The following is a 14,393-nucleotide window of genomic DNA, read 5'->3' as shown; positions in this document are numbered from 1 at the left end:
TAAGGTTTACAGCCGCATATAAAATTTACATTTTTTTACAATTTAACCTGAAGTAGACTAATGCGGAAAGAATAGTACGCGAGGATTCTTATAATTCTATGACAGTATTATCTGAAACAAGGGCTGTATTCAGAAATACTTCTTTCGCCTCATTTTCAAAGAGGCTAACATCCTTATAACGACTGGAAAAATGCCCTAATATGAGTTGCCCTACATCAGCATCTCGGGCAATAACAGCCGCTTGTTTCGCTGTTGTATGACCTGTTCGTTTAGCCAGGTCTTTTAGCTCATGCAAAAACGTAGCTTCGTGATATAACAAACTGACCCCTTGTATCACTGGAATAATTCGTCTAGAATACCTGGTATCTGAACAAAAAGCGTAAGACAATGGTGCGGGCGCTGGAGTTATTAAATTCTCTTCCGGCACTACATTACCGTCCTCTCCAATAAATGGATGCCCATCTTTAATCGCTACAATTTCAGGCACAGTTAACTGATATTTCAGAATAGCCTCTTTTCTTATATTTGGCTCCTTTGCCTTTTCCTTAAAAAGAAAACCACACGTTGGCACCCTATGCGATAATGGAAATGATTCGACAGTTACTTTCTTATCCTCATAAATTATAGCAGGCTCATCATAACGCAAATCATTAAAATGAATCTGATAAGGTAAATCAGCGCAAAAATAGTCCAGATGAGGCTGAAGCAAGCATTTTAAATCTTCATGTGCATGAATGGTCAGAGCTTTTCTACGACCAAGCAATCCAAACGTTGAAATAAGTCCTATGAGCCCAAATACATGGTCGCCATGCAAATGAGACAGAAAGATGTGATTAATCTTTGAAAAATTAACCTTATTGCGACGCAACTGCATTTGAGTTCCTTCGCCACAATCAATCAAAAAAAAACGCTCAGATACACGTAGTATCTGAGCGGTAGGATATCTATCCGATGTTGGTAATGCAGAATTACTTCCGAGAATAGTTAATGTTAAGGCCATTAAATTGTTTCAATGGCTTTACGTATCATTTGAATACCATCCTCTAAAGACGGTGCTATATTTAATACAGAATCTAACTGCGACACAGAGATTAAACGCTCAACAGCCGGCTGCAGACCTGCCAATACAAATACACCATCAGCATTTTTACACAAACGGTTGGCCACCAAAATTGCACTTAAACCGGACGAATCACAGTAATTACACTTACCTAAATCCAGTAAAATGTTTTTCTCACCATTACCAGAAAGTAGCACCAGTTCTGATTTTAAGGTGGGCGCTACATGCGTATCCATCTTCTCTTTCAGAACCTGAACCAGCGTAAAATCGTCTAATTTATCAATTTTGAAGTCCATAAATCGTTGTTTTTAAACTTATTCTTTGTCTCCTTCAGACTTGCCTTCGTTAGCTTCCAACTGATTTTTCAGTGCAGCCAACTCAGAAATATCTCCTAAAGTAGTCTTTTCTAAGTTATCATTCAACTTCTTCACGCCTTTTTTAGTTGCTTTTGCAGCAGCTTTCTTAGCGGCAACTTCTTCCGACTTGTTCTCATCTTCGAAGATACGAGAGTGGGACAGAATAATACGTTTAGCAGCTTTATTGAACTCAATTACTTTGAAATCAAGTTTTTCATCAACTTTAGCCTGCGAACCGTCTTCTTTCACCAAGTGACGAGGAGTTGCGAATCCTTCTACTCCATACTGCAATGCAATTACGGCACCTTTATCGAAAATGTCAATAATAGTTCCTTCATGCACTGAATCTACAGTAAAGATACCTTCGAACACATCCCAAGGGTTCTCTTCAAGTTGCTTGTGACCTAAGCTTAAACGACGGTTTTCTTTGTCGATTTCAAGAACAACCACCTCGATAGAATCACCAATAGCAGTGAATTCTGCAGGGTGCTTGATTTTCTTAGTCCAAGAAAGGTCAGAGATATGAATCAAGCCGTCAATTCCTTCTTCGATTTCTACAAATACACCGAAGTTAGTGAAGTTGCGAACAGTAGCAGAATGCTTGCTGCCAACAGCATATTTCTCTTCAATTTTCTCCCATGGATCAGCTTTCAGCTGCTTGATACCAAGTGACATTTTACGCTCGTCACGATCCAATGTCAATACCATAGCTTCTACTTCGTCACCCACTTTTAAGAAGTCTTGTGCGCTTCTCAGGTGCTGTGACCATGACATTTCAGATACGTGAATCAGACCTTCAACACCAGCTGCAATCTCAACGAAAGCACCATAGTCAGCCATTACAACCACTTTACCTTTAACAATGTCACCAACTTTCATTTCTGCATCCAATGAATCCCATGGGTGAGAAGTCAGCTGCTTCAATCCAAGCGCAATACGTTTCTTCTCATCATCAAAATCAAGGATTACAACGTTCAACTTCTGATCTAACTGAACGATTTCTTCCGGATGATTTACGCGACCCCAAGAAAGGTCTGTGATGTGAATCAATCCGTCTACGCCACCAAGGTCGATGAATACACCGTAAGAAGTGATGTTCTTAACAGTTCCTTCCAATACCTGACCTTTTTCCAGCTTAGAAATAATATCTTTCTTCTGCTGCTCAAGCTCAGCCTCAATAAGCGCTTTGTGTGATACAACAACGTTTTTGAACTCTGGATTAATCTTAACCACTTTGAATTCCATTGTTTTACCAACATACATATCATAGTCGCGAATTGGCTTAACATCAATTTGTGAACCTGGCAAGAAAGCTTCAATACCAAATACATCCACAATCATACCACCTTTAGTACGACACTTGATGTAACCCTTGATAACTTCGTCGTTATCCAACGCTTCATTAACTCTATCCCAAGAACGTAATGCACGTGCCTTTTTGTGAGAAAGAACTAACTGGCCTTTTTTATCTTCCTGGCTTTCAACGTAAACTTCAACTTTATCGCCTACAGCTAATTCAGGATTATAACGGAATTCGTTACGGCTAACGATACCGTCAGACTTGAAGCCAATGTTAATTACAACCTCACGCTTTGTAAGAGCAATAACTTCACCTTCAATTACCTCTTTTTCAGAAATAGTAGATAATGTCTTATCGTACATTTCTGCTAACTCTTCTTTTGAAGCACCAGCGCCTACAACGTCACCTGCTTCGTAACTATCCCAATCAAAATCTTCTGTTGGAACATTCGCGTTTACATTCACTTCAGGAGCTTTTTCCTGCTCCTCAGCATTTACTTTTTCTTCTGTCATTTTTGTTTAAATGTTAAAAATCTAGTAGTTAGACATTATATTGAAAAAATCCGTGCAAAAGTAGAAACTTTTTTCATTGTATAAAAGCTTCTGAGTCAAATAAAAATACGAATTGTAAAAATAAGACAGATACAGCCATCCGTCAAGCCATCTTGTACGAATCAGTCAGTGCCACAAGAGTATTCCGGCAGTATCTGAAGTTACTAATAAAAATCATGCCCCTTGGTTAAAATACATCAATGTAAACATCAATAAAAATTATACTTTTGACTTTTGTAATAACTGAATTAAATCGTACTTTCATCAAAATATGCAAGAAATATATTGATGAGCCCTAAATAAAAATTAGACAATCGCCTATGAAAATTTCAATAGTTGGAACTGGTTATGTTGGATTAGTAACCGGCACATGCTTTGCCGATACCGGCATTAACGTTACCTGCGTTGATATTGATGAGAAAAAAATCAAGAATCTGGAAAATGGTATTATTCCAATTTACGAACCAGGCCTGGACCAGATGGTTCTGAAAAACGTTGAAAAAGAAAGATTACATTTCACAACCAGCCTTAAAGAAAGCATGGAGCATGCCGAGGCCATTTTTATTGCCGTTGGTACGCCTCCGGGAGAAGATGGCAGTGCCGATCTGAGCCATGTATTGGAAGTAGCCCGACAAATTGGAAGACATATGAACCACTATGTGGTGGTGGTTACCAAAAGTACCGTGCCCATTGGTACTGCAAAAAAAGTGAAAGCGGCTATACAGGATGAGTTGGAAAAAAGAGGCGCTGAACTGGAATTTGACGTGGCATCCAATCCTGAATTTTTAAAAGAGGGCAATGCCATTGAAGACTTCCTTAAACCAGACCGTATTGTTATCGGCACCGAATCGGAAAAAGCCGAGAAACTGATGAATCGACTATACAAACCGTTTGTATTAAATGGTCATCCTATATTATTTATGGATATTCCTTCAGCTGAAATGACGAAGTACGCAGCCAATGCCATGCTCGCCACCAAGATCAGCTTCATGAATGACATAGCTAATCTGTGTGAAATAGTTGGTGCAGATGTAACTAATGTGCGTCGTGGTATTGGTTCAGACACCCGTATTGGCAATAAATTTATTTATGCCGGGGCTGGATATGGAGGCTCATGCTTCCCAAAAGACGTAAAAGCCATCATTAAAACGGCTCAGCTTAACAACTATAATCTTCGCATTTTAGAAGCTGTTGAGAATGTAAACGATGACCAGAAAAAAGTACTCATCAAAAAAATCAAACAGCATTTCCCTGACATCAAAGGAAAAACATTTGCCATGTGGGGGCTTTCATTTAAACCGCACACGGATGATATGCGCGAAGCTCCGTCAGTAGTGATTGCAAATGCTTTAACTGAACTGGGTGCTAAAGTAAAGGCTTACGATCCGGTGGCTATGGAAGAAGCTAAACATGAGCTTGGTGATAGCATTGAATATGGTAAAGACCAATACGATGTGCTCATAGAAGCTGATGCCCTCATTCTTATTACCGAATGGCCTGAATTCAGAGTGCCTAACTACAAGGTAATGGACAAGCTAATGAATAACAAGGTTGTTTTTGATGGACGTAACATATACGAACCAGAAGAAATGAAAGAATTTGGCTACACATACTATAGTATTGGACGCCCTTCAATTAAAGAATAAAATACTGAACAAACAATTCAAAGCCTGGAAGTTAAGCGCATTCTTTCAGGCTTTTGTAGTTTATCAGAAGTAAGACACGCATAGCGTACAAAGACACGAGCAATGAAGAACAGAATTTTAGTAACCGGTGGTGCAGGTTTTATTGGCTCACACTTATGTGAGCGGCTGTTAAATGAAGGCAACGAAGTTATTTGCATGGATAACTATTTTACAGGAGCCAAAAGCAATGTTGTTCATTTAATGAACAATCCATACTTTGAACTAATACGCCATGATGTAACTCACCCCTATTTTGTGGAAGTAGATCAAATATACAACCTGGCTTGTCCGGCATCCCCTGTTCATTACCAGTACAACTCCATCAAAACCATAAAAACATCGGTAATGGGCGCCATTAATATGCTCGGACTGGCGAAGCGCATCAAAGCAAGGGTGTTGCAAGCCTCAACAAGTGAGGTGTATGGTGATCCATTGGTGCATCCGCAAAAAGAGGATTATTGGGGCAATGTTAATCCAATAGGTATCCGCTCGTGTTACGACGAAGGCAAGCGCTGCGCCGAAAGCCTTTTTGTTAACTACCATGAACAAAACAACGTAGATATACGCATCATCCGCATCTTTAACACCTATGGCCCGCGTATGAATCCCAATGACGGCCGAGTGGTTTCCAACTTTATTGTACAGGCACTTAAAGGTGAAGACATTACAATATTTGGGGATGGCAAGCAAACCCGCAGCTTTCAGTATGTAGATGACTTGGTTGAAGGCATGATTCGGATGATGAATACCGAAGATTTTATTGGCCCGGTAAACATTGGTAATCCAAATGAATTTACCATGCTGGAATTGGCCAATGCCGTGATTGAATTGACCAATTCGCAATCGAAAATAGTGTACTTGCCACTTCCGGCCGATGACCCATTACAAAGACAACCAGACATTAGTCTGGCTAAAGAGAAGCTGAATAACTGGGAACCCAACATACAGTTAAAGGAAGGACTAACAAAAACCATTGAGTACTTTGACAATCTATTAAAGAGCAATAACACTTAAATCAAGCATAACCCACTTAACAAATACTACCATGAAAAAACGGAAAGGCATTATACTGGCAGGCGGTTCAGGCACGCGCCTCTACCCCATTACTAAAAGTATTTCAAAACAAATCATACCGGTCTACAACAAACCAATGATTTATTATCCCTTGTCGGTATTGATGCTGGCAGGTATACGTGAAATATTAATCATCAGTACGCCGCAGGATTTGCCTTTGTACCAGCAGCTTTTTGAAGATGGATCGTCACTTGGACTGGACATATCCTATGCAGAGCAACCATCACCAGACGGCTTGGCTCAAGCCTTTATCATTGGTGAGGAATTTATAGGCGATGATAATGTTGCATTGGTTTTGGGAGATAACATTTTCTATTCTTTTGATTTTAGCAGCACGCTGGCTGATGCATCAAAAACAGAGGATGGAGCAGTTATTTTCGGCTATTATGTGAATGACCCGGAACGATATGGTGTAGCTGAGTTTGATCAACAGGGTAATGTTATTTCGCTGGAAGAAAAACCTGCGGAACCCAAAAGCAACTATGCAGTAACTGGCCTGTATTTCTATTCGAGCGATGTGGTAGCAAAAGCCAAGTCACTTAAACCATCAAAACGAGGTGAGTTGGAAATTACCGACCTAAACAGTCTTTATTTGAATGAACAGCGCCTGAAGCTGAAGATGCTGGGACGAGGAGCCGCCTGGCTTGATACCGGAACTCATGATAGCCTGTTGCAAGCGTCCAATTTTATTTCCACCATCGAAAACAGGCAGGGGCTGATGGTAGCATGTATCGAAGAGATAGCGTATACAAAAGGATTCATCGATAAAGAGCAACTACTTAAGCTGGCCGAACCACTGAAAAAGAATGAATACGGACAATACCTTATTAAAATTGCCAAATAAGCAGAGTAAATTTGATGAACAATCATTTTTAACACCATTTTACTTTTAATTTGTTAAAACTACATTAGATACACTTATTATCTTCCTATATTTGTATCCAAATTATTCTATATGGAAATTATTAATACGGAAATCCCCAACCTTATTATAATCAAGCCTGAAGTATACAGTGATCCGCGTGGCTATTTCTTAGAATCCTTTTCCGAAAAAAGGTATAAAGAAGCCGGTATTAATGCTCAATTCATACAAGACAACATCTCAAAATCGAGTTACGGAGTTATAAGAGGTCTGCATTACCAATTAGCTCCCTATTCCCAATCAAAACTAGTTTCTGTAATAGAAGGCACTATACTGGATGTGGCTGTTGATTTGCGAAAAAATTCACCAACATTTGGTCAGCACTTCGCTATTGAATTATCAGATGAAAATAAACTTCAGTTCTTTATTCCTCAGGGCTTCGCACATGGCTTTTCTGTTTTAAGCGAAAGCGCAGTGGTTGTTTATAAATGTGATAACTACTTTAGCCAGGAAGCAGAACGAGGCATCGCTTACAATGATGCCAACCTGAAGATAGATTGGAAAATACCCGCTGAGAAAGCCATTATTTCCTCTAAAGACAGCATTTTACCTTCTTTTAAAGAAGCAGAACACAACTTTGTTTACAGCATTTAAACCTTATGATACAAATTCTGGTCATTGGTTCCGAAGGCCAATTGGGGCAAGAAATACAAAACAGATGTGCATCTGTTAAAGACAGCCAGTTCACGTTTACATCACTCGAAACGCTTGATGTGACTGATAGTACAAAGCTGACAGATACGATTCGAAAACAACCATACAAATACATTATTAACTGCACTGCATACACGGCTGTTGACAAGGCTGAATCTGAAACAGAACTAGCCCAGGCCATTAATGCCGATGCACTTAAAATTATTGGGCAAGCAAGTGCTAGTATTAAAGCAAAGGTGCTTCACGTATCAACCGATTATGTATTTAACGGCACCAATTATAAACCATATACCGAAGATGACGATACCTGTCCGGCTTCTGTATATGGCAAAACCAAGCTTGATGGCGAACAAAACCTGATTCAATACAATCCTGATTCAATTGTTTTAAGAACATCGTGGCTTTATTCAACCTATGGCAACAATTTTGTTAAAACGATGATACGCTTGGGGCAAGAACGTGATGAGTTGAATGTTATATTCGATCAGATTGGTACGCCTACCTATGCCGGTGATTTGGCCGATACCATATTGCACATTATCCGCTGCGATCTTGAAGAAAGCATCGCTTTTCAGCCTGGCATTTACCACTATAGCAACGAAGGTGTTGCCAGTTGGTATGATTTTACACTTGCCATTCACCAACAATTGGGTATAACTTGCGAAATCAGTCCGATAGAATCGAAAGACTATCCAACACCGGCACCAAGGCCACACTATAGTGTATTGAATAAAACCAAAATAAAAGATATCTACCAGTTGAATATCCCCTACTGGAAGGACAGTCTTAATAAATGTTTGAACCAACTTAACGCATAAAGTGATTATCTAACACACCACAATTTATAAAAAATGCAAAATCAGGATGTTTTAAATACCGTAGTTGAGAAAGCCCAAAGCTGGCTTAGCGGTAATTACGATGCAGACACCAAAGCAGCCATCACAGCCATGATGGAGAAAGAAGATAAAACAGAATTAATCGATTCATTTTATAAAGACCTTGAATTCGGTACGGGCGGTCTGCGCGGTATCATGGGCGCCGGTTCTAACCGCATGAACATCTATACAGTAGGTGCCGCCACTCAAGGATTGGCCAACTATCTGCTAAAGAATTTTAGTGATCTTGAGCAAATTAGCGTAGTTATCGGTTACGACTGCCGTAACAATAGCCGCCTGTTTTCAGAAGTGGTAGCCGATATTTTTAGCGCCAATGGTATCAAGGCCTATTTATTTGAAGATTTACGACCAACACCCGAAATTTCCTACGCAATTCGTCAGTTAGGCTGCCAGAGTGGTGTAATTATCACAGCTTCACATAACCCTAAAGCATATAACGGTTATAAAGCATACTGGAATGATGGAGCACAATTAACAGCTCCACACGACACCAATGTAATTGATGAAGTAAACAAAATTGCCTCGGTAGATGACATTAAGTTTGAAGGTAACAAAGATTTGATTGAGGTACTGGGCGAAGAAATGGATAACCAATACCTGGACCAGGTTAAAAGGCTGGTGCTGGATCAGGAACTAATTAATCGCAACAAAGACCTTAAAATTGTATACTCACCAATACACGGAACAGGTGTAAAGATGATACCTGCAGCATTGCGCAAGTGTGGCTTTGAGAATGTGATAAATGTACCTGAGCAGGATGTGGTAAGTGGCGAATTTCCAACAGTTATTTCACCTAACCCCGAAGAGCCTGCGGCCCTTGAAATGGCTCTTAACAAAGCCATTGAAACCGACGCTGATATTGTAATGGCCTCAGACCCTGATTCAGATCGTTTAGGTATTGCAGTAAGAAATGAGAAGGGTGAATTTGTATTGGTAAATGGTAACCAAACAGCCACGCTGCTTACCTGGTATATCCTGAAAAAATGGAAAGAAAACGGCATGTTAACCGGTAAGGAGTACATAGTTAAAACCATTGTTACATCTGAACTAATCAAAGATATTGCCGTTAAAAACGATGTTGATTTTTTTGATGTATACACTGGCTTTAAATGGATTGCCAAAGTGATTCGTGAGCTGGAAGGCGAGAAAAAATACATCTGCGGAGGTGAAGAATCTTATGGATTTTTACCTGGCGATTATGTACGTGATAAGGATGCTGTAGCAGCCATTACCATCACTGCTGAAATAGCTGCCTGGGCAAAGGATAACGGCAAATCACTATACGATGTATTACAGGATATCTACATGGAGTATGGCTTTTCGAAAGAAAAGATGATATACATTGTGCGCGAAGGAAAATCAGGTGCTGATGAAATTAAACAACTGATGGCTGACTTCCGCAGCACCCCACCACAAACACTGGCCGGAGATAAAGTAAGCCTGATTAAGGACTACTCTAAGCTGGACGCTTTCCACATCAATGAAAACAAACATGAGGCCATTGATCTGCCTGCCACATCAAATGTGCTACAATTCTTTACTGAGAACGGCTATAAGGTGTCTGTTCGCCCATCGGGTACCGAACCAAAAATAAAATTCTACTTTGAAGTAAGAGTGCCAATGAATAGCAAAGATGAATTTTATGCTGCAAATGAAAAGGCCGATGCTATCATCGATAATATCGCAAAGGATTTAGGCATTTAATACAATACCATCAATATACCAGAAAGGCTGCCAACGTGAGGTTGGCAGCTTTTTTTATCCAAGGGTTTAGAGTTAAAAGTTGAAGAGTTGAAAGTTTAGGGTTTCGAGTGGATATTTTAAGGATTGCATCTTGTATTTAAGCTGCAATCCTTAAAAGCACATCACACGTGAGGACATGTGCGATAGCGGGGTAATCTTGCGTCTTATATCTTAAATCTTAGAAAAATCGTTAGGGATGACGTGCTATGCACCGTAAAACCAAAAGAAAAACCGCACAAAAAAAGTAGCCAGGGAGGCTAACGAATATAAAAAGAAACTACGTTGCGCTTACAAATAAAAGCATGATATGAAGTGGATCTTCTCACATAAAAACCTAGTAAACACGGCTATATTAATGGTCTTTAGCTGGGTATTTTGTTTTGTGAGCATTGGCAATATACAGGCTTCCAGTCATTCGCAGCCCGATGAAAACCGCATTGTTTTTGAACAGTTAAAACTAAATCAGCATGGCATTACACCAAAAACAGAATACAGTCATGCCTTTTCTGTTCGCGGATGTCACTCCTCATCGGCAAAAGAAACCAATAAGCGCTTAAGCGCTGCACTCTCCAATAATAACCTTAACGTAACGAAGCAGTACGTATATCTTTTACACAGGCATTTTGCAATTGGTATTAAGGTGTGTACGTCTATCCTACTCTATCCGTTTCACTACTTCTGGTAATTCGTTTCCGTCTTCGGAGCATTTCGATACACTCCAACCATTACCGTAATGGAGAAATAAACAGCAAAATAGCCGTAAAACGGGCTCAATCCCTGACATTACTAATTCGTATAAAACTAAACGAAATGGATTTATCAACAACCATCATTGGCATTGTTATGCTTAGTGCTTTTGTTATACCTGTTGTAATATTAAGCGTATCCAATAAAAAAGAAACCAAAGCTCTGCTTTCAACATTAAAACAACTAGCCACCCAAACAGGGAGTGAACTATCAGAACACGATATCCAGCCTCAATTTGCCATTGGCCTGGCCTTATCGAAAAAGCATGTGTTATTTGTAAAAAAAGCAGCTAAAAACAATACATTTATCACCTACTTCATACCTTTGAATGAGGTAAAAAAATGCTGGCTACAAAGCAGCAGTCACACTGTTAAGTTCGACAAAACAAGCGAAACAGTGACCGACAGGCTGGAGCTATGCTTCTCGACCGGAGCAGGTGATACCAATTACACTTGTCCTCTTTATGCGGCCGAAAACGCGCTCCAACTTGAGGATGAATTGCAAACAGGCAATAAATGGGTATCAATTATTAATAACATTAACCCAACGAAGCAAAAACAAAAACTATAATACAGAAAAGGCTGTCCGCATTGTGCAGACAGCCTTTTCTTTCGTCTTTCTTAATAGACTACTTGCGCTTATAAGTTTCCGACTCATCACTCAAATGACTGAATACCATTTCATCCTCAAAAGTAAAATACACCTCATCGATAATTAACTCTGAGAAAATAGGTTCACCATCAACAGCTGACAATTTAAGCGTAATGTTTCTAACATTTATTACGCAGGTAAACTCTCTTTTGCATTAAGTATATTCACCATTAAAATTCTCCTCATATACTTGAGAACCGGTGCCACCATCATTAAACACTGCCACTTCAGACCTGTTACCATCAACGCCCTTATACTCTTTATAGCGATCCCAGACACCAATATTATTAACATCAACTGTTGTCTCTTTTTCATCGTCTTTATTTCATGATGTTAGTACCAGTGACAACATCAGCATTAGTATTAATATTTGTTTCATTGCTATCGCAAAAAACAATAAGTCTTGAGATGTTTTTTTCAGTTTATAGTTCTGTAACTTGACAAAAGGGATCACATCTTTGTTTTACACCTTCCAAGAAGGATGCGATCCTGAGAAACATTAAGACTACACCTCTCTATTTACGTGACTCTTCCGGCGCTACTTTACGGTGTTGTTATTAGACTTGATGATCTCCTGCACCAGCCAGTCAAAATCACCATACCTTGCCGCATCGACCTGCACCATGGCACGCAGGTACACCAACAGTTTGCTTTTGATGATTTTCACCACCTACCATTTAAGCTCTGTGGCATTGAGCTGCGCGCCTGATCTAAAACAGGATTATATACAAAATCTAACCGCCGATAAAGAAGGAATATGGATTATATATGACTGGAATATTGGCGAAGGAGTGAGCTATTTCGATTACAGCCAATTTTACCACTATACGACCAATGAGGGACTGCCTACCAATAAAATAAAAGCTGTATACGCCGATGAGCTTCTGAGTCCTTCAGGAAGCAACCAATTAAAAGCAACTTCTTCGTCTAACATATAGCTTGGCTCAAGTGATAGTGGTATCGCTCGCTTAAACATTAGCTCTATTAGCAACGATATTTTTGGACTTAAAAAAGATAAAATTGAATTTAGCATCTATCCCAACCCAGTGAGTGATTACGTTATAATAACAAGCGAACAACTAAATAGCCGCTACATTAACATACAGTTATACAACATATCAGGTCAGGTTGTGTACTCTGAAAAACGCTTTTTCAATTCTAGTTCACAACGAATTAATTTCCCTGTATTAAGCGAAGGCATTTACTTACTGGAAGTTTCTGACAACAAGAAAGCTGCCGTTAAAAAAATTATCATCCAATAATGTTCAAAGCCCTTTCCCTATCATCTTTTTGAAGGGAAAGGGTTACCTACTCCTCAAAAAACTCATCTTTGAAATTAACGAGGTACACCTTTTCAGTAGCGCGTGTGATAGCAGTGTATAGCCAACGAAAATAACCGGTGCCCATTTGCTCCTCAGGAATATATCCCTGGTCGATAAAAACAGCTTTCCATTGCCCGCCTTGCGACTTATGGCAAGTCATGGCATAGGCATACTTAACCTGCAAAGCGTTGTAATACGGATTTTCCTTAATTTTTCCATACTTTTTGCGCTGAGACTTTTCTGCTTCGTAATCTTCCATCACATTATAGAAAAAAGCTTCCTGCTCTTCTTTAGAGAAACCAGCTGTATCAGTATGTAAAGCATCCAATATAATTTTCACATCTACCTCCAGGTGTTCGTAGTCGGTTAATCGGAGGGTAACGTTAGCAAAGCGGCGGTCATACAATTCTTCATAACCGTTGATACGAACCACCTCAGCAATATCACCATTGGCTATAAAATCAGCCTCCTTACTGTCTTTCAGCCAGAAGTAGTTATTCTTCATTATCAACAGGTGATCGGTAACTGTCAATTCTTCTTCCCGATACAAAATACTGCCTCTTATTCCCTTATTAAACAGGTTAGCTCTTTTATTAGAGCGACAGACCACCAGGGTTTCGTCCAAACCATAATTCTCCTGGCACCAGTTTAGTTCATCTATCAGCTCCTCACCACTTAGTCGTTTAAAATCATCATACCCCTTGACTTCCAAGGCAGGGAATGTAGGTTCAAACACACCCTCATCCAACATAAAGCGCAGTTTGGTAGCATTATATAATATGCCGCTATCCTGTTGCTGCCTAACCACCTCTTTTAAAAAATATTCCTGTACCTGCATTCCTAAACTTTCCAGATAAAGTTTATCTAGGGCCGGACTCTCCTCAAAGCCTACTGGCGGAAGCTGTGCCACATCACCAATTATTACCAATTTACACCGTTCATTACTGAATACGAAATTCAGTAAATCCTCAAGAAGGCGTCCACTGCCAAACATAGTATACTCAAGACTATTATTTGATATCATCGATGCTTCATCAACTATAAATACCGCTTCACGAGCTTTATTATAATTTAAGTGAAAGGCTGAAAAGTCATCAGTGGATGATTGCCGCCGATAGATAAGTTTATGAATCGTATAAGCCGGTTTGCCTGTATAACTGCTTAGTACTTTAGCAGCACGGCCGGTTGGTGCCATCAATTGAAAAGGCATCTTCAAATCCACTAAAACATCAGTAAATGCTTTCATCAAAGAAGTTTTACCCGTACCGGCATAACCTTTAATCAAACAGACGGAAGAAGCCACCTCTTCCGTTAGAAAATGACCTAATCCATTGATTAGTTGTTCTTGTGAACTGGTGGGCTCGAAGGCAAATTGATGCGTAATTAAGGTTGATATATGTTTATTTAGCATTTTTAATGTAGATAAAAGCTA

Annotated in this window: 15 protein-coding genes; 10 read left to right on the top strand and 5 right to left on the bottom strand. The window is 39.6% G+C overall.

The window, feature by feature from the left end; genetic code table 11:
• Positions 1-88: 88 nt before the first annotated feature.
• Genes KDU71_RS06980 through rpsA form a run of 3 tightly spaced genes read right to left on the bottom strand, consistent with a single transcriptional unit; the run spans position 89 to position 3,180 of the window.
• Positions 89-1,000 carry a ribonuclease Z gene (locus KDU71_RS06980; RefSeq protein WP_212189202.1) on the bottom strand — a complete coding sequence of 304 codons (912 nt, stop codon included), beginning with the start codon at positions 998-1,000 and terminating at the stop codon, positions 89-91.
• Positions 1,000-1,356, bottom strand: a complete 357-nt coding sequence (locus KDU71_RS06975; protein WP_212189201.1) for an STAS domain-containing protein — start codon at positions 1,354-1,356, stop codon at positions 1,000-1,002. Before KDU71_RS06975 ends, KDU71_RS06980 begins: the two co-directional genes overlap by 1 nt.
• Before the next feature lie 18 nt (positions 1,357-1,374).
• The gene (rpsA, locus tag KDU71_RS06970) at positions 1,375-3,180 is read right to left on the bottom strand and encodes a 30S ribosomal protein S1 (RefSeq protein WP_317195161.1); all 1,806 of its coding nucleotides are present in this window, start codon (positions 3,178-3,180) and stop codon (positions 1,375-1,377) included.
• Positions 3,181-3,587: 407 nt separating this feature from the next.
• On the opposite strand from rpsA, the gene KDU71_RS06965 reads away from it, so the two are divergent.
• From KDU71_RS06965 to KDU71_RS06930, 8 genes are all read left to right on the top strand, one after another.
• Positions 3,588-4,913, top strand: a complete 1,326-nt coding sequence (locus KDU71_RS06965; protein WP_212189199.1) for a UDP-glucose dehydrogenase family protein — start codon at positions 3,588-3,590, stop codon at positions 4,911-4,913.
• 102 nt (positions 4,914-5,015) lie between these two features.
• The gene (locus tag KDU71_RS06960) at positions 5,016-5,966 is read left to right on the top strand and encodes a UDP-glucuronic acid decarboxylase family protein (protein ID WP_212189198.1); all 951 of its coding nucleotides are present in this window, start codon (positions 5,016-5,018) and stop codon (positions 5,964-5,966) included.
• 31 nt (positions 5,967-5,997) lie between these two features.
• Positions 5,998-6,870 carry a glucose-1-phosphate thymidylyltransferase RfbA gene (gene rfbA / locus KDU71_RS06955; RefSeq protein WP_212189197.1) on the top strand — a complete coding sequence of 291 codons (873 nt, stop codon included), beginning with the start codon at positions 5,998-6,000 and terminating at the stop codon, positions 6,868-6,870.
• 111 nt (positions 6,871-6,981) lie between these two features.
• Positions 6,982-7,542, top strand: a complete 561-nt coding sequence (rfbC, locus tag KDU71_RS06950) for a dTDP-4-dehydrorhamnose 3,5-epimerase (RefSeq protein ID WP_212189196.1) — start codon at positions 6,982-6,984, stop codon at positions 7,540-7,542.
• 5 nt (positions 7,543-7,547) lie between these two features.
• The gene (gene rfbD, locus KDU71_RS06945; protein ID WP_212189195.1) at positions 7,548-8,420 is read left to right on the top strand and encodes a dTDP-4-dehydrorhamnose reductase; all 873 of its coding nucleotides are present in this window, start codon (positions 7,548-7,550) and stop codon (positions 8,418-8,420) included.
• A 33-nt stretch (positions 8,421-8,453) separates the two neighbouring features.
• Positions 8,454-10,202, top strand: coding sequence for a phospho-sugar mutase (locus KDU71_RS06940; protein WP_212189194.1), 1,749 nt, complete (start codon positions 8,454-8,456; stop codon positions 10,200-10,202).
• A 346-nt stretch (positions 10,203-10,548) separates the two neighbouring features.
• A complete protein-coding gene (locus KDU71_RS06935; protein WP_212189193.1) occupies positions 10,549-10,926 on the top strand; it encodes a hypothetical protein in 378 nt (125 codons plus the stop codon).
• 125 nt (positions 10,927-11,051) lie between these two features.
• The gene (locus KDU71_RS06930; RefSeq protein ID WP_212189192.1) at positions 11,052-11,558 is read left to right on the top strand and encodes a hypothetical protein; all 507 of its coding nucleotides are present in this window, start codon (positions 11,052-11,054) and stop codon (positions 11,556-11,558) included.
• Positions 11,559-12,177: 619 nt separating this feature from the next.
• Here KDU71_RS06930 and KDU71_RS23185 read toward each other — a convergent pair.
• Positions 12,178-12,309, bottom strand: a complete 132-nt coding sequence (locus tag KDU71_RS23185) for a hypothetical protein (protein ID WP_262898257.1) — start codon at positions 12,307-12,309, stop codon at positions 12,178-12,180.
• A gap of 16 nt (positions 12,310-12,325) precedes the next feature.
• On the opposite strand from KDU71_RS23185, the gene KDU71_RS06925 reads away from it, so the two are divergent.
• Both KDU71_RS06925 and KDU71_RS23405 read left to right on the top strand, forming a co-directional pair.
• Complete coding sequence (locus KDU71_RS06925; protein WP_212189191.1) at positions 12,326-12,577, top strand: hypothetical protein; 252 nt, start codon at positions 12,326-12,328, stop codon at positions 12,575-12,577.
• A gap of 21 nt (positions 12,578-12,598) precedes the next feature.
• Positions 12,599-12,901 (top strand): T9SS type A sorting domain-containing protein, encoded by a 303-nt coding sequence (locus KDU71_RS23405; RefSeq protein ID WP_394369679.1) that lies wholly within the window; start codon positions 12,599-12,601, stop codon positions 12,899-12,901.
• Between the two features lie 46 nt (positions 12,902-12,947).
• Here the strand turns inward: KDU71_RS23405 and KDU71_RS06915 are convergent, their stop codons facing one another.
• On the bottom strand, positions 12,948-14,372 hold the full coding sequence (locus KDU71_RS06915; RefSeq protein ID WP_212189189.1) for an ATP-dependent DNA helicase: 1,425 nt from the start codon (positions 14,370-14,372) through the stop codon (positions 12,948-12,950).
• Between the last annotated feature and the right edge of the window lie 21 nt (positions 14,373-14,393).

The organism is Carboxylicivirga sediminis, assembly GCF_018156225.1.
In the GTDB taxonomy this organism is placed as follows: Bacteria; Bacteroidota; Bacteroidia; order Bacteroidales; family Marinilabiliaceae; genus Carboxylicivirga; species Carboxylicivirga sediminis.
Note: the sequence above shows the minus strand (reverse complement) of the source record. Positions and strands in the feature narration are given on the sequence as shown.

Coding starts and splice junctions, on each gene's coding strand:
- KDU71_RS06980 (WP_212189202.1), bottom strand. CDS start 1,000: ATGGCCTTAACATTAACTATTCTCGGAAGTAATTCTGCATTACCAACA.
- KDU71_RS06975 (WP_212189201.1), bottom strand. CDS start 1,356: ATGGACTTCAAAATTGATAAATTAGACGATTTTACGCTGGTTCAGGTT.
- KDU71_RS06965 (WP_212189199.1), top strand. CDS start 3,588: ATGAAAATTTCAATAGTTGGAACTGGTTATGTTGGATTAGTAACCGGC.
- KDU71_RS06960 (WP_212189198.1), top strand. CDS start 5,016: ATGAAGAACAGAATTTTAGTAACCGGTGGTGCAGGTTTTATTGGCTCA.
- rfbA (WP_212189197.1), top strand. CDS start 5,998: ATGAAAAAACGGAAAGGCATTATACTGGCAGGCGGTTCAGGCACGCGC.
- rfbC (WP_212189196.1), top strand. CDS start 6,982: ATGGAAATTATTAATACGGAAATCCCCAACCTTATTATAATCAAGCCT.
- rfbD (WP_212189195.1), top strand. CDS start 7,548: ATGATACAAATTCTGGTCATTGGTTCCGAAGGCCAATTGGGGCAAGAA.
- KDU71_RS06940 (WP_212189194.1), top strand. CDS start 8,454: ATGCAAAATCAGGATGTTTTAAATACCGTAGTTGAGAAAGCCCAAAGC.
- KDU71_RS06935 (WP_212189193.1), top strand. CDS start 10,549: ATGAAGTGGATCTTCTCACATAAAAACCTAGTAAACACGGCTATATTA.
- KDU71_RS06930 (WP_212189192.1), top strand. CDS start 11,052: ATGGATTTATCAACAACCATCATTGGCATTGTTATGCTTAGTGCTTTT.
- KDU71_RS06915 (WP_212189189.1), bottom strand. CDS start 14,372: ATGCTAAATAAACATATATCAACCTTAATTACGCATCAATTTGCCTTC.